The organism is Planctomycetaceae bacterium, from assembly GCA_041398785.1.
In the GTDB taxonomy this organism is placed as follows: Bacteria; Planctomycetota; Planctomycetia; order Planctomycetales; family Planctomycetaceae; genus JAWKUA01.
The window spans coordinates 79,042-95,919 of sequence record JAWKUA010000021.1 but is presented as its reverse complement, the minus strand read 5'-3'; the positions used below and the strand labels follow the sequence as shown (position 1 = coordinate 95,919).

Below are 16,878 nucleotides of genomic sequence, written 5' to 3'. Positions count from 1 at the left end.
ATCAGTATTCCCGGCGCTGGCGGCTGCTGGGAATTCCCATTTGCTTGCGGTACTTCGTGATCGTGCGGCGAGCCAGTGTCAGACCCTGACCGGCCAGCGCTTCCACCAGAGCATCGTCGCTCAGCGGTTTGCTCTTATCTTCGCCGTCGATCAGTTCCTGCAGCTTGATACGGATCGTGTCCCACGCCACTTCTTCGCCGTCCGCCGTCTGAGTACCGCCGCCGAAGAAGCGCTTCAGCGGAAACAAACCGCGCGGTGTCTGGATCCACTTTTCGTCCACCGCCCGGGAAACAGTCGTGACGTGAACACCCACGCGGTCCGCGATCTGTTGCATCTTCAGCGGCGCGATGTGTTCCGGGCCCAGATCAAGAAAGTCCTGCTGGTGGTCGACGATTTCCTGAGCGACCTTCTTCAGTGTGCTGTACCGCTGTTCGATGGATTCAATCAGCCAGCGAGCGGATTCGACCTTCTTCTTGATCCAGTCGCGAGTTTCCTGAGTCGGGTTTTCCTTCAGCATCCGAGCATACCGGGGACTGATCCGCAGCTCCGGAACGTACTCATCCAGCAGTCGCACGATGTATTTGCCGTCGGAATCCTTTTCCACCGCCAGATCCGGAGTCACCCGCTGCACCGGACGCTGTTCGAAACCGCGACCGGGATAAGGATTCAGCGTCTGAATCTGTTCGATGCCGACCTTGATCATATCGATGCTGTAGCCGGTCGCCTTTTGAATGACCGGCAGGCGGTTGAAGGCGATGTCTTCCAGATGGTCGCGGACCAGAACTTCCATGACCTCATGAAAGGGCATGTGATCTTCGATCTGCAGCAGCAGCATTTCCTTGTGGTCGCGGGCTCCGACGCCCGGCGGGTCCAGATGCTGAATCATGCTCAGCACGTCTTCCGCCTGTTCGTGAGTGATCGCCGCATCGTAGACGCGATTGAACTGCTGCGCGATTTCCGGCAGCAGACTTTGAAGTCGTCCGTTGTGATCCAGATGCTGAATCAGGTATTCGCCGAACTGCCGCTTCGTGTCGTCGATGGAAAAGAATGTGAACTGTTCCAGCAGGTACTCGTGCAGCGACTGAGGACGCGCGGTCATGTTGGCCATGGCGTCGTGCTGACGGTCAGCGTCGTCGCCGATCTGATTTGACGATGGCTTCGACCCGCCGAAACCCACGTTGTCTTCGGGCCATTCGGAGGAGATCTCCAGCAGGCGTTCGAAGTCCGACTCGTTGTTGGTGTCGTTGCCGGCGACCAGCTCCCGTTCCTCAACGTCCTTCTTCAGTTCTCGTGCTTCGCGAGGATCGTCGGGGGTGAGAACGCGGTCGGCTTCATCGACGGGCGCGTCTCGATCTTTGTTGACGACTTCCAGAGTGACGTTCTCGACCAGCTCCTGCTCGATACGTTCGTTCAGTGCCATCATGTTCAGTTGCAGAATCTCCATTGACTGGATCATCCGCGGAGCCAGCTTCATCTGCTGACTCATTTTCATCTGCTGCGAGATATTCAGGTGCATGCTGGTCGCCAGGCTTATGCGTCGAAATCAGCCCGCCATCCGGGGCGGCACGTTTGCATTGTAGTCTAAAATCGGCCGCCATGAGCAAACAGAGTGCCAACAAACATCGCCGACCTGGATTTCCAAAATGTCCAGAAAAATCCCACGAAAAATCGCAGTGTCAGAAGGACTGTCGTCCCCGCAGAGCGTCAGCCAGCATTTCGCGGTTTGCGAACTCCAGAACACTGCCGGATGCGATGCCCCGAGCCAGTCGCGTGACTTTGACGTTGTCATTCTGCAGCAGATTCGTGATGAACAACGCCGTCCCGTCGCCCTCCAGCGTGGGATTCGTGGCCATCACCAGTTCGGTGACTCCATCTTTGCGAATGCGCTTCACAAGCTGGTGAATCGTCAGGTCCTCCGGACCGATGCCTTCCAGCGGCGCAATCCTGCCGCCGAGCACGTGATACAGCCCCTGATAGGCGCCGCTGGATTCCAGAGCGACAACGTCACGCGGCTGCTCTACAACGCAGATGACATGACGATCACGGCGCGGGTCGGAGCAGATCGCGCAGACCTCAGATTCCGTCAGATTGAAACAGACCGAACACCGCCGGACGGAAGTTTTCACGGCACGAATGGCGTCCGCCAGCGCATACGCTTCTTCCCGAGGGCACGACAGGACATGATTGGCAAGCCGCTCCGCCGTCTTCTTTCCGATGCCGGGAAGGCGGCCGAATTCGTCGATCAGTTTGCCGACGCTGGCACCGTAGGGATGGTCTGTCGAGAAATCGGATTTCATGAATTTCGAGTCTGATTCAACTTTCTGTGCGCACCACACATGCGGCAACGAATCTCTGGACTTGCGATTGCGGCGATACCGAACCTGCGGAGCCAAGCCGCCGATCGACATCGTCTCATGCGCCGATACCGGTTCCGCGGCTACGGTCCGCCCAGTCCGAGTTTCGACAGGGCGTCGCCCAGCCCCGGAATATCCATGCCTCCGGCGACGTCCGTCATGGCCTGAGCCGCGGCGTCCTTCGCCTTCTGCAGCGCCTGATTGGTGGCGGCCACGACAAGTTCCTCAATCATCTCGCCGTCCTGAGTTTCCAGCAGCGACGAATCGATCTGGACGTTCAGAATCGTCATTTCGCCGCTGGCCTGAACTCTGACCATGCCTCCGCCGGCGATCCCTTCGACACGAAGCTCACCGATCTTCTCCCGTGCCTCCTTCATTCGGCTCTGCATTTCCTGCGCGTTCTTCATGATCGACGCCAGGTTTCCAAGTCCCTTCAGCACAATGGCTTCTCCTTTCAGTTAGTCCATATCCGGGCGATCGTCCGGAGTACGATGGTTCAGCATCGCTGTGGTCGTCGAGCGATTTTCGACTACCGATCGGTTGTTCGATTTACCTGCGATCGGCGACTGAGTGGAAAGGAACGCGGCGACCAGCCGCCGCACTCCAAAGACGTCGCTCGCTCGAAGGTTCGTATGACGCATCATCGTGGGCAAGCCCATGAGGCCCGGACGCTTCGACATCGCCATCGACGGAATGCGGATTTCGGCAGCAATGCCGGAACGTCCGGCTTCTGCGTGAACAGTCAGTCATCGGCCTCCGCAGCCGTGCCGGAGCGTGCCGGAGCATCCACCACCTGCACAACTGTCGCTCCAAAAACATCAACCACCTGCTGCACGAAAGCATCCTTTTCCGGATCAATGTCGTCTCTGCGTCGCACCGGCGACGATTTTGTTCGAGCGACCGCTGGTCTTCCCGACTTTGAGGCTGACGGTTCCGCAATTCGTTCCGCTGTCTTAACCGGCGCTGGTTCGGACGAAGGCGATGCCGCGTCCGTTCGATCGTCAACAACCACAATGCTGACAACCGGCTCGATTCCGGTCAGCCGTTCCACAAGCGAAACGATCGTTGTCCGCGTTTCCGGTTGTTCCAGAATTCTTCGGCGGGAACTATAGGAGGAGCCGATCGACAGCTCCAGACGATTCGGCAGCGAAATCGAAGCGGCGGCTTCCTTCAGCGCGCCGCCGAGCTGAAGACCGGATTCCGCAATCAGTTCCGTCAGAATCTGATTCACGTTCTGCTGACAGAATTCGATTTTCGGCGACGGAGACCGCGTGCCGTCGGCAGGTTCCGCTGCTTGTCCGGCAAACTCAGGAGTTTTTTTTTCCGGGGAATTCGAACCGGAATCCGCAACTGTGCCGGCGACCGCTGCGGGAATACCGGGCAGTTCGCCGGACAGCAGGCTGCTGAGCGCCGAGAGATTCTCCAGCAGCGTCAGTTGCACCATCGCCATTTCCAGAACGACTCTGGAAAATGTGCTGCGAAACATGCGGGACTTGGCTTCGGACAAAATCTGAAACGCCGCCAGCACGTTCGGCATCGACATCGCGTTGCCGTGAGTCTGCAGTTCGTCGCGGCGAGCGGACGCGACGCTGCACAGCGGCACGTGAACTCCCCCGCTGAGCAGCACCATCAGATCACGCACATAGCCGATGCACTGATCGAGCAGTTCGCCGGCCTGGACGCCCGCGTTAAGCGCGGATTCCAACAGAGTCAGCACTTCTCCCGGCCGGTGTTCCACGACCGCCGCGAACAGCGAAATCAACAGGTCATCGCTGGCCGTCCCCAGCATTCGATGCACGTCTTCTGCGGTCACGGAGCCTTCGCTGAACGCAAGCAACTGGTCGAACAACGACTGACTGTCCCGCATCGAACCTCGCGCGCGGCGAGCCACCAGTTCGACCGCTTCGTCAGCCACGTCGAAGCCTTCGGCCGTCGCGATTTCCTTCAGGCGGTCGGCGATGGACTGGTCATTGATCGCGCTGAAGTCAAATCTCTGGCACCGCGACAGGATGGTGTCCGGTACCTTCTGCGGCTCCGTCGTGCAGAACACAAACTTCACGTTCGGCGGCGGTTCTTCCAGCGTCTTCAGCAGCGCATTGAACGCAGCCGTCGACAGCATGTGAACTTCGTCGATGATGTAGATCTTGAACTCCGCCCGCATGGACCGCACACCCACGTTGGCGCGCAGCGAACGAATGTTGTCGACGCCCGTGTTGGAGGCTCCGTCGATCTCCATCACGTCCACATCGTTGCCGGCTGACACGCCGTCGCAGATTTCGCAGTTGTTGCACGGCACTCCGTCCTTCGCGTTTGGACAATTCAGTGCCTTGGCAAGAATCCGCGCGGTCGACGTCTTTCCCACGCCACGAGCGCCGGTGAACAGATACGCGTGAGCCACCCGGCCCGCCCGAATGGCGTTCCGCAGCGCTTTCGAAACGTGCTCCTGACCGACAACATCGTCAAATGCCTGCGGACGAAAACGACGAGCCAGAACAGTGTAATGAGAACCGGTACTCACGCGGCGACGACCTTTGACGGGACCAGAAAACGAGACCGCCGATATTGTGCTCGATTCCGGCAAGGCCATCCACCGAGTTGACGCGCGAAGCGGAGCGCGGTGCGAGCGAGGGAAGTTTTTGTCCACAGATTATTCAGATTCACACAGATGACATGCTCCTGCGGCCGCTGTGCACGGGCGAACACAGAATCTGTGTCCATCGGTGAAATCTGTGGCCAATTCATCGCGACAGACGCAGTCGCCGGGTTCCGCCTCCGTGGGAATGGCGGGGCGATTGGAGATTGCGCGGACGGAAATCCATGTCCACAGATTTCGCAGATTCACACAGATGACATGCTCGTGCGGTGCGGTGGACAGGGGCGGAAAATCTGTGTCCATCTGTGAAATCTGTGGCCAATTCGTCGCGACAGACGCAGTCGTCGGGTTCCCGCCTCCGTGGGAATGGCGGAGGGTGTTTGCTTATAGGCCGGTGACTTTCGGCAGACCGGCGGCTTTGGCGGCGGGGACCGGATCTTCGTAGGGCAGAGCCTTCAGGAACTCCACAAGATCGTCAATCTGCTGATCGTCAAGCTGACTGGTGACGCCGTGCTTGTCTTCAGAGTTCTCCGTCGTCAGGACATCCTTCAGAGTTGCCGCCCTGCCGTGGTGCAGATACGGCGCTGAGCGATAGATGCCCAGCAGTGTCGGAGTCTCGTATTTCGGTCCCATCAGTTCGGACGCATCGTCGTTACCCGTGCCGACATCGTGCAGTACGAAATCTTTGGGTTTGCCAATCCGTGAATCCGAGTAGAACGGCCCGGAATGGCAGGTCGCGCATTTCGTGGTTTCGGACAGAAAGATGTCTCGGCCGCGTTTGGCGGCGTCTGACAAACCATGCTTTGAATGCGGACTGAGCGTGAATTCGTGAGAGTTCGTGTAGACGGCGATCGCGTCGAGAAGTTCGCTGCGACCGGCGATCGGTTCGTCCAGCGCGCCCGGCAGTGCGTCGCGAACGAAGCCGCGCCCCTGCATGAGCTTGCCCTGGATCGTATGTTCGAAGTCCTGAACTTCGTCACGATCGGCCGACCAGTGCAGTGGATGCGTCCACGCCAGACCTGTCAGCGGCTGAGTCTGCCGGAGTCCTTCGGGCTGCTGCCATGTGCGGCCGTCGGCGTCACCGTCGATATGGCAACTCGAACACGCAATCCACTGTCGGCCCGACATCGGCTGCAGCGCGGTGTAGAACAGAGCCTTGCCGGTTCGCAGCGGTTCCGGCAGCGGATGGTCAGTGACGCTGACTGTGCGAGCCGGTTTCAGCGTCGTGGCGTCGAATTCCACAAGTTCAAAATCCAGAGCGTTGTAAACGTAGAACGACTTTCCGTCGGCCGACGCCCGGACCGCTCGCGGATTGCTTCCCAGCGATACGGCTGACTGGTACTTGATCTCTGTGTAGTCGTCATCGACCACGCCGGCGACAAACATGTCATTCGTCGCGCCGAAGATGACGTAGGCTCTACTGCCGTCGGGAGACAATTCGACTTCCCAGGGATTCGCCACCACCCGGGCTCCTCGAAAGCTGTCCATGGGAATTCGCATCCGTCGCGAATTTTCGTCCTGCGTCAAAGTAACGGCGGTGACATACGGAAAGATCGATCCGTTGCCGTGAGCGGCCGTGACTTTCGATCGAATGTGCGGCAGATAGGCTTTCGGCAGCGTGGGATGCAAAGTCACCTGCCGGCAGATGTTTTCGGTCTCACTGGCGTCCCAGCGACGCAGCAGTGAACCGTCTTCGGCGGAAATCTGCAGCAGGTGTGCCGTCAGGTATTCGGTGACGAACAGGCTCTTCTGGTCAGAAGCCACCGCGATTCCTCGCAGCATCCGGCCAACGTTCCATTCGCCGTCGACCTGCCACGACTTTGTGTCGATCCGGATCACCTGGCCGGGATATTCCAGCGTCGCAAACAGATGCCCGCCGTCACCGGACGTTACGATGCCGTACGGTTCGTCAAACACGTCGATGCGATGCACGATTTTTCCGGAATCCGCGTCAATCACAACAATCCGGTCGTCGCCGTAGACGCAGCACGCGACCAGATGTGTGCCGCCGATAAACGTCGTGCCTTCCGGGTGCAGTCCGACTTCCACTTCAAACGTGCGTTTCAGATCGCGTCTCGTGAAGATTGAAACACTGCGGCTGTCACGGTTGGAGCATGCGATCAGCGAATCATCGTGACTGATGCACAGCAGACTGTTGGAGGAAACGCGGTCCGCTAACGCCGAACTGCAGGATACGGAAGCCATCACCAGCAGGAAGGCGCTGTTTCGAATGAGATTCAAAGGCATGGAAGGAAATCCGATTGATCTTCGTAGCGGGATGATTCACCGGGGCGAACTCCGGATCGCTGTCGCGTGCCGTCGCTGACAACGTGCGGGATTATTTCTCCGAAGGCTGCGGCGTCGGTTCGTCCTTCGGCAGGACTCGCATCCTGGCATTCCGAATCCGCGCGGTTGTCTGATACGTTGCGAATCCCAGCGGCTGGCTGCGTTCGACTTCGAATCGGACGCTGATCCTGCTGTAGTTCTTCAGCTCAACATCCACGATCTGCATGTCATCGATCCATGCGTCGATGCGATCGTCGGTGACCTTCAGTCGAACTTTGTACCACTGGCCTCGCGTAAACGAACGGTAGCTGGTCGTGTCGTTTTCGGACGCGTCAAGGCGATCAAGACTCGAAAGCCCGCAGACACCGCCGCCCCAGCCGCCAAGAATCAGCGAACAGAACTCGTCCTTGACGGGAAACGTCAGGCCGGCAAAAAAATCGTTGCCTTCGGCCCGCTGAGCCTCAAATTCGATTTCGTAGTTGGACTTCGGAATATCCCTGCGCGTACTCGTGATTCCCGACAGGTCGACTCCCGGAGTAATCACAACGTCACCGTTTTCGACGTAGACTTCGCCTTCGCCACCGAAGTTCGTCGACTTCCAGTCGGTCAGGTCCTTGCCGTTGAACAAAGGCTTCCAGCCGTCTTTGTCAGCCTTCGGGGATTCTTCGGATGACTTCGCTGCCGGTGATTTCGCCGGGTCGTCGGCCAGCGATGCGGTTGTCAGAGCAGCGATGGCAAGTACGATTGAGATCGAAGTGAATCGGATTCGAAGTGCGGGCACGAGTTTGCTCCTGAGGCGGTCGGTGGGCAGATCGGGACGGCATCGCGTCGAAATACGGGAACGCCGTATTCTATACCGTCCACAGGCGGCTGTGCCACACGCCGGGAGAATCGCCTGAGGAAACGCGGAATCCGGAGCTTGCGAATGCCGTCGCCGGCGGACTTGCTGCTGCCGGACTTATGCCGCTTCCTGTTGCCGTTGAACAGCGGCGGGCTTCGGATGGCTTGCGACCATCGCCAGCACTTCGTCTGCCAACGCACCGTAATCCTGGGCTCCGGAGCATTTGGGGGCATAGTCGAAGATCGACTGCCCGAAACTGGGAGCTTCCGCAAGCTTGATGTTGCGGCGGACGCGACTGCGAAAGATCTGAGCGTTCGCCCACGGAGTTTCCGGATCGCTGGATGTAAGAAACATCTTCAGGTCTTCGGTGACGTCAGCCGCCAGCCGCGTTCCCGATTCGTAGAGACACAGCGCGACTCCCGTGACACGAAGTTCGCGGTTCAGTCGTCGCGTCACCAGCGCCGTCGTTTCAAACAGCTTTGACAAACCCTGCAGCGCAAAGAAGTGAGGCTGCAGCGGTATCAGAACCTCACTGACCGCCGACAGTGCATTGATCGTCAATACTCCCAGCGACGGCGGGCAGTCCATGATCACGTAATCGAATCTCTGCTGTTCCTTCCAGTGCCGCATTGCGTTTCGAAGGACGAATTCGCGTCCCTGCACGTTGGCCAGTTCCACTTCAACCGCCGCCAGATCGATGGTTGACGGAACAATGGACAGGTTCTCGGCAACCAACTGGCGAGCGTCGTCGATCGTCGCCTGTTCCGAAAACACTTCGTACACCGTCAGAGTATCGCCGGTTGGTTCCAGTCCGAGGTGAAACGACGCGTGCCCCTGAGGATCCAGGTCGATCACACAGACCTTCGACCCGCGGCGAGCCAGCGCGGCCGCAAGATTCACACTGGTGGTGGTCTTGCCCACGCCGCCCTTCTGATTCATCACTGCAATCGTACGCATGCTTTTCATCCCTGAATTGCCGAAGCGAAGTCCCTGATCGCCGGCCCAGAACGTTCTCGAACCCTCGAATATACGACTCGGGCACCGACCGGAAAAGATGAGTCCGCGGGGATTCAGCCTGCCGTTCGTGACTTTTCGCCGCCACGGAACGATGCATGTTCAGACATCAGTCGGTTCGCCTGCCAAAGCGACCACGTCGGCAGATTCCGCCGAAGTGACGCCGGCCGACACCTTTCAGAATTCCCGATTCCGGAACGTGAAGAAGACCGTCGTCAAGTCGCGTCATCACCGCCCGTCGGAACTTCGCGCTGAGGTTTGAGTATCGGTGCGGAACCGACTATGAGACGCTCCAGGCCCGGACGCAGCCTTTGCGCTCACAGCGTCTGCCGGGACCTCTGATCCAAAGCGAATTCCATGAACTCCAGCGTTCTGACTGCTGAACAGGAATCACCCACGGCGTGGCCTGCCGTGTGGGCACTGACGTCACGGGAGATCGTGCGGTTCCTGCGCCAGAGAACTCGCATTGTGGGCGCGATTGGTCAGCCGGTGATCTTCTGGGTTCTGTTTGGAGCCGGCCTGCGATCTTCGTTTCAGGCTCCGAACTGGGCCGCCGCGCTGGATCGCCCCATGACGTATCAGGAATACTTTCTGCCCGGCGTCGCAGTACTGATCGTGATGTTTACGGCGATCTTTTCCACGATTTCCGTCATCGAAGATCGGCGGGAAGGCTTTCTGCAGGGAGTCCTGGTCGCTCCGGCGCCTCGCTGGGTGATCGTGCTGGGAAAGATCATTGGCGGAACGCTGCTGGCGGTGCTGCAGGCCGCGCTGTTCCTGCTGGCGGGACCGCTGTTGAGTTACGTGGGACTGGCTCCGGAATTGCCGATGCACCTGTCGGCCCCCCAAATGCTGGCCGCGGCGATGTTTCTGGTGCTGGTGTCCGTCGAGCTGACCGCGATCGGTTTTCTCATGGCGTGGCCGATGAACTCGACGCAGGGATTCCACGCGATGATGAGCGTCTTTTTGATGCCGATGTGGCTGCTGTCGGGAGCCTTCTTTCCAGGCGGCGAATCCGGCTGGCTGTCCTGGGTCATTCGGCTGAACCCGCTGACCTATGGTGTCGCGGGACTGCGGCGACTGCTGTACGTAGCCGAACTTCCTGTCGGGGAAGCACTTCCGTCGATGCCGTTGTGCCTGGCGGTGTCAGTCACCGTGACCGTGGCCGTCTTCGGACTCTGCGTCTGGCTCGTTTCGCGACCGTCCGTAATGAACGTGACCTGACTCGCGGGCGCCCCCGAATTCACCAGTTTCGGCTGCTCCAGCCGAGGTGGGAAGCACAGGAAATCGCAGCGTCCTGTTCCCGGACCGCGACGGAAATTCGGACGCCGAATTTCCGGATTTCGGCACATCGGCTCTCACTTTTATTTCCTTCGCCAAACTGTATCGTCTCTTAACAATTCATTAACAATCCGTTTTGAGACTCCGTTCCGTGCCTGACCCGGATTGAAATGCAGGTTGGGCGAAGTTCCTGCGTCGCGTCGGTCGCGGGAGTTGGCCCTTATTTTGGTACTTCCGGTATTCGGCGGAGTGTGCCTGTTCCTGGAGGAGTGTGAAGGTCATGCGGAACCTGTGTGTTTGGGCTGTCCTGTTTGGAGGCGTCTTGACTCTGGCCGGCTGCGGCGTGGAAGAGGTCAAGGAAGGCGACACGCTCGTCAGTTCCGATCTCAAACGCATCAGCGTGGACGGTTCGAGCACCGTCGGCCCGATTACGTCAATGGTCGGTGAGTTGTTCGAAACGGCCGGTCACAAGAATGTGCAAATTGCTCTGACAATCACGGGAACCGGTGCGGGATTCAAGGAATTCGCTCAGGGACACACCGACATCAACGACGCGTCGCGTCCGATCAAGGATTCGGAAAAGCAGGTCTGCGAAGAACACGGCGTAGAATTTGTCGAGTTGAAGGTCGCAATGGACGGGATTTCTCTCGTTGTGAACCCGGAAAACGACTGGGTCGATGCCATTACCGTCGCTGATTTGAAGAGGATTTGGGAACCTGGAAGCACAGTCAAGACATGGAAAGACGTCAACCCGGAATGGCCCGACGAAGAAATCAAGCTGTTCGGCCCCGGTCGCGAAAGCGGGACGTTTGACTACTTTACTCAGGCCATCAACGGCGAAGAAAAGGCCACTCGCGAAGACTACAGCCCCAGCGCCGACGACAATGTTCTGGTCACGGGTGTCGCCGGAAGCAAGTACGCCCTGGGATACTTCGGCTACGGCTATTACCAGAAAAATCAGTCGAAGCTCAAGTTGTTGTCCGTGTCGGCGACGGACAATCTTAAAGACGCCGTTCTGCCGACTCCGGAGACCGTCCAGTCCGGCGAATACAAGCCGCTGGCCAGACCCGTTTTCATTTACGTCAACAAGGCATCACTGGCTTCCCGACCGGAACTGCAGGACTTTGTCCAGTTTTATCTGAACGACGGACAAAAAGCCGTCCCGGAAGTTGGCTGCGTTCTGCTCAGCGAAAGCGATCTTCAGGAAAGCCGCAATCGGCTGGCGGAAGTGATCAAGTAGAAAGCTGTGTGCCCGAAGTGCCGCTCGATTGCGAATGACCAATCTCGTTGCCCATCACGCCGCGCGGAATGTGGGCGCTGCTGATGCCGCGCAAGCCGGCGAGAACTCACACATCGGTGCTTGCCGATTCATCGCTCCGGCAGTCACCCGCACAGCGCGCAAACGGAATTGAGAAAGACTCTCTGAGAAGCAGGATTCACGGTCCCGATGGCCAACTCCAGCCGTCAAATCGACTTCGGGAACTCTCCTCGCCGAATTCACGAAAAGCTGATCCACCTGGTGCTGCTGGGGTGCGCTCTGGCTTCGATTCTGACGACGATCGGAATCATCCTGGTACTTCTCAACGACAGCGTGTTTACGTTCGGCCCCAGCAAGGCATTCTTTCAGCGCATTTCACTGCAACAGTTTCTGCTCGATACCGACTGGAACCCTAGCACGGGACACTTTGGAATTCTGCCACTGCTTTCGGGTACGCTGATGGTTGCGAGCATCGCCTGCAGCATCGGTGTGCCGCTGGGACTGGGAGCTGCCATCTATCTCAGTGAATATGCAGCGCCCAGGGAACGGTCCGTCGTAAAGCCCGTCCTGGAACTTCTTGCGGGGATCCCCACCGTCGTCTTCGGTTACTTCGGTCTGGCGTTCATCACCCCGTACGTGCTGCAACCGCTGTTTCAGAGATTGTTCGGGATTGAGGTTTCCATTTACAACGTAGCCAGCGCGGGAATCGTGGTTGGTATCATGATCACGCCGACGGTGGCTTCGCTGAGTGAAGACGTGCTGAGGGCCGTGCCAACCAGCCTGCGCGACGCCGCGTACGCTCTGGGAGCCACCAAGCTGGACGTGTCGGTCAGAATCGTCGTCCCCGCCGCTTTGTCCGGAATTCTGGCCGCCATCCTGCTGGCGTTCGCCAGAGCCGTCGGTGAAACGATGGCTGTTACGATCTGCTGCGGCAGCCTGGTACAGCTTTCGGCAAACCCGTTTGAAAGTATGCAGACCATGACCGCCTTCATGGTCAGTCAGACATCCGGTGAGGATTCCGCGAACTCGATCGAATTTAAAAGCATCTACGCCGTGGGACTGGCGCTGTTTGTGATTACGCTCACCATCAACCTGATTTCCCAATACATCCTGAGCCGCTTTCGGGAGGTCTACGAATGAGCAAATCGCCTTCGTTTACTCTGACGGCTCCCGGATCGAACGTCCAGCGAAGACTCAGGTCGTCACGGATCTTCAGCGCGGTCTGCGCCGTCGCGACATACAGCGGCCTGGGGATCCTGGCCATTCTGATCGGTACCGTCGTCTGGACGGCAATGCATCGCCTGGACTGGACGTACATCACAAACGTCGATTCCGCATTCGCCGATCGCGCCGGCATTCTGGCGGGACTCTGGGGTTCGTTCTGGCTGATCTCGCTGACAGCAGTGCTGGCGATTCCCATTGGCGTTGGGTCTGCAGTTTACCTCGAAGAATATGCCGGGCCCGGGCGGCTGACACAGATCATCAAAGTCAACCTGTCCAATCTGGCCGGCGTTCCGTCGATCGTCTACGGAATGCTCGGACTGACGGTCTTCGTCAGGATGTTTGACTTGTTCGCCACGGCCAGCCGCGGCACAACGGTCATCAAACTCCTGGGCTTCATCCAGATTCCGATTCCGCTGGGCAAAACGGTTCTGGCCGGGTCGCTGACAATGACACTGGTCATCCTGCCCGTCGTGATTATCGCGGCTCAGGAGTCTCTTCGAGCCGTGCCGGGAACGATTCGAGCGGCGTCGTTTGCTCTGGGAGCCACGCGATGGCAGACTGTGTGGCACCAGGTCGTTCCGGCAGCGTTGCCGGGAATCGTCACGGGAGTCATCCTCTCGATCTCCCGCGCGATCGGTGAAACGGCACCGCTGATCATGGTGGGAGCAGTCACGGTTGCCCGCTTCTGTCCGGGAGGCGTCGATTCTCCAATGGACCTGATTCGTAATCCCGCCTTGATTTTCGCGGCGCCAGTCGATCGTTTTTCTGCGATGCCGATTGAGATCTTCTACTGGGCCAAACTGCCCGGCGATGATTTCAAACCTGTCGCGGCGGCAGGAATTGTTGTCCTGCTGGTTGTGCTGCTGTGCTTCAACGGTCTGGCGATCTACGTTCGACAGCGTGCCCGCAAGAAAATCATGTGGTAAGAAAACGGACTCAGCAAAACAGTAGCGTTACCGGGAAAGACAACGAAACCACCCGCCATCATCGATACATTTCGATGCCTGTCCCGTGCTTCACGGTGTCCCTCAGGAAAGAGTGTCAATCTGATCCGCAGTGAGCCAATGGACCAGCGCGCCAAGTCATCCATGAAGACGGCAAGAGCATCCGACGAAACGATGTCCGTGTCGATACCGCCGTCCGTGGCCGGGATTGATCGTGATCAGGATATGTCAGGACACCGGCATTCCATTGTCGCACATGAACTGGGCTTCTATTACGGCACGCACCAGGTTCTGTTCGACGTCAGTCTGAAGATTCCCGAACGATCCGTGATGGCTCTGATCGGACCGTCAGGCTGCGGCAAAAGCACCTTTCTGCGGACACTGAACCGCATGAATGACCTGATCGAAGGAACACGCTGTACCGGCACGCTGCATGTCGAGGGACAGGACGTCAACGCTCCGGATATCGACGTGGTCCTGTTGCGCCAGCATGTCGGAATGGTGTTTCAGAAGTCAACTCCGTTTCCAAAGTCCATCTTTGACAACGTCGCCTACGGTCCTCGAATCGCCGGCGAACGGAACCGCGCTGTTCTGGCTGATCGCGTGGAGTCCTGCCTTCAGAAGGCCGCTCTGTGGGATGAGGTGAAGGATCGCCTGAACGAATCCGCGATGGCCCTTTCCGGCGGACAGCAGCAGCGATTGTGCATCGCCCGTGCGCTGGCCACAAACCCGGAAATCATCCTGATGGACGAACCCGCTTCCGCTCTTGACCCGGCCAGTACGGCTCGCATTGAGGATCTGATCGGCGAACTGTGTGCCCAGTACACGATCGTGATCGTGACTCACAATATGCAGCAGGCGTCACGCGTGAGCCATCAGACGGCGTTCTTCTATGAGGGCCGCCTGATCGAAGTCGGCCCCACAATCCGGATGTTTACCTCACCAAAGGAAAAGAAGACGGAAGACTACATCACCGGGCGTTTTGGATAGACTACAGAACTCCAGCATCACCGCTCATCGGCAACCATTCTTATGACGCTGCACTTCATACGGGAGATGGACAATCTTCACCGCGATCTGGTGACAATGTGTTCCATGGTGGAGGAACACATCAGCGACGCCGTCGAAGGACTGATCAATCAGCCCAGAGAATTGGGCGCTGAACTTGCAGGCCGAGACAAACAGGTCGACGAATGGGATGTCCATATCGAAGAGGAATGCCTGAAGATTCTGGCTCTGTACCATCCCGTCGCCCATGATCTGCGGCGAGTCGCGGCCGTGATGAAGATTACCGGCGAACTGGAACGCGTGGCCGACCTGTCCGTCAGCATTGCCCAGCGAGCCGACGGAATCTCCGCGTTTCCCGGCTTTCCCATCCCGGACCGATTGGCCGAGATGTCGCAGGAAGCACTCTCGATGCTGCATTCCAGCATTGATGCCTACGTCGAATCGGATTCTCAACTGGCCCGGTCCGTTTGCAGCCGTGATGACGGCGTCGACGCTTTGAATGTGGAACTGCTGAATGAAACACGGTCCGTGATGCAGTCACGACCGGAGTTCATTGAACCGGCGATGCACCTGTTTTCGGCGATTCGGCATATTGAACGTGTCGCGGACCATGCGACAAATATCGCCGAAGATGTTGTCTACCTGGTCGAAGGAGAGATTATTCGTCACCCGGGTCTGCAGCGCAGTACGTGACAGCGACCGATGCGGCAGGCCCGACAGTCCATCGGTAATACGGACCGCGGTCCTTCAGCCGCGATTCTGATCCGGCAGCCTTCCGTCAGTCTATTGCGCGCCACCTGACAGGCTGCACCGCGGCAGTTTTCGAATTTACATTTGGAACAATCACCCGAATCAGTGGTGCGGCTCGGACGTCGGAACTCAGAACAAATCGCGGAACGGCTGGAACATAGAAAGCAGTCAAAACCGTCTGCCGCCAATGTGTTAAGATCCTGTGAAGGGACGGAAGTCGGGCTGGCATCTGATCGCAGCATTCATAGTCTGCGGTGGAATTTGGAACCGCTCCAATAAAACCTTCGCGAGCCTCCGAAGTTGTCTTGTCAGCAGTTCCAGGGATTTCGGTTCTGACAGAGAACAGAATGATGCAGCCACAAACTGTTCTGGTGATCGAAGATGAAAAGTCGATTGCCGACGTCGTGATCTACAATCTCGAAAAGGAAAACTTTCGAGTCTTGTGGGAGCGTGACGGACGTGACGGTTTGCTGAAAGCGCAGTCGGTTGTTCCTGATCTGGTTGTGCTGGACCTGATGCTGCCTGGAATGGACGGCCTGCAGGTTTGCCGGCACCTGAAAAGTGACAGCAGAACTCAGGATGTGCGAGTACTGATGCTGACCGCTCGCAGCGAAGAAACCGACGAAATCGTCGGATTCAACATGGGAGCCGACGACTACGTCACAAAGCCGTTCCGAGTTCGGCCGCTGATTCACCGCGTCAAGGCGCTGCTGCGGCGAAGCGAAACCAGCAGTTCTCCTAAAGACCGAATCTCACTGCACGGCATCGAAATCGACCGCGTGCAGCACACTGCCACCTCCGACGGTCGCGACCTCGATCTGACGCCCACCGAGTTCCGGCTGCTGTGGACAATGGCCAGCCAGCCGGGACGCCCGTTTTCCCGCAACGAACTCATGGACACCGCTCGCGGCGAAGACGCCAACGCTCTGGAGCGCACGATCGACGTCCACGTGCGTTCGCTGCGAAAGAAACTTGATGCCACTGCCAGCGTCGTCGAAACGGTTCGAGGCGTCGGTTACCGGTTTCAGCGGAAATAATTCGCGTCGACGGAGTACCAACGGCGAACAACGCATGCTTCTCGTTCCAGTGATCCGACCCTGGAACGCAAGGCCAGGAAGGCTCCGCCTTCGGAAGACCACCCCGCACAGCAACGCCGCGAGCATCCGTTCCATTCCTTCGTACGCATCCAGCAGCTCAGCGAAGGTCCCGCCACGTGCGAATCCCTGAAGGCGCTGACTGGCGAGGGCAACGGTTCGTGCTGCGCGAAATCCGGTATCATGCGTACCCGAAACCAGCAGCATCGACGTCTTTGACGACAGGCAGAAGAG

The 16,878-nt window shown here is 58.3% G+C and carries 15 protein-coding genes; 7 read left to right on the top strand and 8 right to left on the bottom strand.

Translation table 11 applies throughout. The features are described from left to right. Window position 1: 1 nt before the first annotated feature. From rpoN to R3C19_21395, 8 genes are all read right to left on the bottom strand, one after another. Complete coding sequence (gene rpoN, locus R3C19_21430) at window positions 2–1,516, bottom strand: RNA polymerase factor sigma-54 (GenBank protein ID MEZ6062915.1); 1,515 nt, start codon at window positions 1,514–1,516, stop codon at window positions 2–4. Window positions 1,517–1,676: 160 nt separating this feature from the next. Further along, window positions 1,677–2,297, bottom strand: a complete 621-nt coding sequence (gene recR, locus R3C19_21425; GenBank protein ID MEZ6062914.1) for a recombination mediator RecR — start codon at window positions 2,295–2,297, stop codon at window positions 1,677–1,679. A 140-nt stretch (window positions 2,298–2,437) separates the two neighbouring features. Continuing rightward, on the bottom strand, window positions 2,438–2,794 hold the full coding sequence (locus R3C19_21420) for a YbaB/EbfC family nucleoid-associated protein (protein ID MEZ6062913.1): 357 nt from the start codon (window positions 2,792–2,794) through the stop codon (window positions 2,438–2,440). 18 nt (window positions 2,795–2,812) lie between these two features. Beyond that, window positions 2,813–2,998 carry a hypothetical protein gene (locus R3C19_21415; protein ID MEZ6062912.1) on the bottom strand — a complete coding sequence of 62 codons (186 nt, stop codon included), beginning with the start codon at window positions 2,996–2,998 and terminating at the stop codon, window positions 2,813–2,815. Window positions 2,999–3,096: 98 nt separating this feature from the next. After that, on the bottom strand, window positions 3,097–4,872 hold the full coding sequence (gene dnaX, locus R3C19_21410; protein MEZ6062911.1) for a DNA polymerase III subunit gamma/tau: 1,776 nt from the start codon (window positions 4,870–4,872) through the stop codon (window positions 3,097–3,099). Window positions 4,873–5,331: 459 nt separating this feature from the next. After that, on the bottom strand, window positions 5,332–7,194 hold the full coding sequence (locus tag R3C19_21405; GenBank protein ID MEZ6062910.1) for a c-type cytochrome: 1,863 nt from the start codon (window positions 7,192–7,194) through the stop codon (window positions 5,332–5,334). A gap of 91 nt (window positions 7,195–7,285) precedes the next feature. Beyond that, window positions 7,286–8,014, bottom strand: a complete 729-nt coding sequence (locus tag R3C19_21400) for a DUF1080 domain-containing protein (GenBank protein ID MEZ6062909.1) — start codon at window positions 8,012–8,014, stop codon at window positions 7,286–7,288. Between the two features lie 177 nt (window positions 8,015–8,191). Then, complete coding sequence (locus R3C19_21395; GenBank protein MEZ6062908.1) at window positions 8,192–9,031, bottom strand: AAA family ATPase; 840 nt, start codon at window positions 9,029–9,031, stop codon at window positions 8,192–8,194. 414 nt (window positions 9,032–9,445) lie between these two features. On the opposite strand from R3C19_21395, the gene R3C19_21390 reads away from it, so the two are divergent. The 7 genes from R3C19_21390 (at window position 9,446) to R3C19_21360 (ending at window position 16,587) form a co-directional block, all read left to right on the top strand. Continuing rightward, entirely contained in the window at window positions 9,446–10,309 is an 864-nt protein-coding gene (locus tag R3C19_21390) for an ABC transporter permease (GenBank protein MEZ6062907.1), read from the top strand. Window positions 10,310–10,646: 337 nt separating this feature from the next. Beyond that, window positions 10,647–11,606 (top strand): PstS family phosphate ABC transporter substrate-binding protein, encoded by a 960-nt coding sequence (locus tag R3C19_21385; GenBank protein ID MEZ6062906.1) that lies wholly within the window; start codon window positions 10,647–10,649, stop codon window positions 11,604–11,606. Between the two features lie 207 nt (window positions 11,607–11,813). Further along, entirely contained in the window at window positions 11,814–12,764 is a 951-nt protein-coding gene (gene pstC / locus R3C19_21380; GenBank protein MEZ6062905.1) for a phosphate ABC transporter permease subunit PstC, read from the top strand. Next, on the top strand, window positions 12,761–13,774 hold the full coding sequence (gene pstA, locus R3C19_21375; GenBank protein MEZ6062904.1) for a phosphate ABC transporter permease PstA: 1,014 nt from the start codon (window positions 12,761–12,763) through the stop codon (window positions 13,772–13,774). The genes pstC and pstA overlap by 4 nt, the downstream gene beginning before the upstream one ends. Window positions 13,775–14,017: 243 nt before the next feature. After that, the gene (gene pstB / locus R3C19_21370; GenBank protein ID MEZ6062903.1) at window positions 14,018–14,782 is read left to right on the top strand and encodes a phosphate ABC transporter ATP-binding protein PstB; all 765 of its coding nucleotides are present in this window, start codon (window positions 14,018–14,020) and stop codon (window positions 14,780–14,782) included. 42 nt (window positions 14,783–14,824) lie between these two features. Next, complete coding sequence (gene phoU, locus R3C19_21365; protein ID MEZ6062902.1) at window positions 14,825–15,493, top strand: phosphate signaling complex protein PhoU; 669 nt, start codon at window positions 14,825–14,827, stop codon at window positions 15,491–15,493. A gap of 404 nt (window positions 15,494–15,897) precedes the next feature. After that, complete coding sequence (locus R3C19_21360; GenBank protein ID MEZ6062901.1) at window positions 15,898–16,587, top strand: response regulator; 690 nt, start codon at window positions 15,898–15,900, stop codon at window positions 16,585–16,587. Window positions 16,588–16,878 lie beyond the last annotated feature (291 nt).

Coding starts and splice junctions, on each gene's coding strand:
- rpoN (MEZ6062915.1), bottom strand. CDS start 1,516: ATGCACCTGAATATCTCGCAGCAGATGAAAATGAGTCAGCAGATGAAG.
- recR (MEZ6062914.1), bottom strand. CDS start 2,297: ATGAAATCCGATTTCTCGACAGACCATCCCTACGGTGCCAGCGTCGGC.
- R3C19_21415 (MEZ6062912.1), bottom strand. CDS start 2,998: ATGATGCGTCATACGAACCTTCGAGCGAGCGACGTCTTTGGAGTGCGG.
- R3C19_21405 (MEZ6062910.1), bottom strand. CDS start 7,194: ATGCCTTTGAATCTCATTCGAAACAGCGCCTTCCTGCTGGTGATGGCT.
- R3C19_21395 (MEZ6062908.1), bottom strand. CDS start 9,031: ATGCGTACGATTGCAGTGATGAATCAGAAGGGCGGCGTGGGCAAGACC.
- R3C19_21390 (MEZ6062907.1), top strand. CDS start 9,446: ATGAACTCCAGCGTTCTGACTGCTGAACAGGAATCACCCACGGCGTGG.
- R3C19_21385 (MEZ6062906.1), top strand. CDS start 10,647: ATGCGGAACCTGTGTGTTTGGGCTGTCCTGTTTGGAGGCGTCTTGACT.
- pstC (MEZ6062905.1), top strand. CDS start 11,814: ATGGCCAACTCCAGCCGTCAAATCGACTTCGGGAACTCTCCTCGCCGA.
- pstA (MEZ6062904.1), top strand. CDS start 12,761: ATGAGCAAATCGCCTTCGTTTACTCTGACGGCTCCCGGATCGAACGTC.
- pstB (MEZ6062903.1), top strand. CDS start 14,018: ATGTCAGGACACCGGCATTCCATTGTCGCACATGAACTGGGCTTCTAT.
- phoU (MEZ6062902.1), top strand. CDS start 14,825: ATGACGCTGCACTTCATACGGGAGATGGACAATCTTCACCGCGATCTG.
- R3C19_21360 (MEZ6062901.1), top strand. CDS start 15,898: ATGATGCAGCCACAAACTGTTCTGGTGATCGAAGATGAAAAGTCGATT.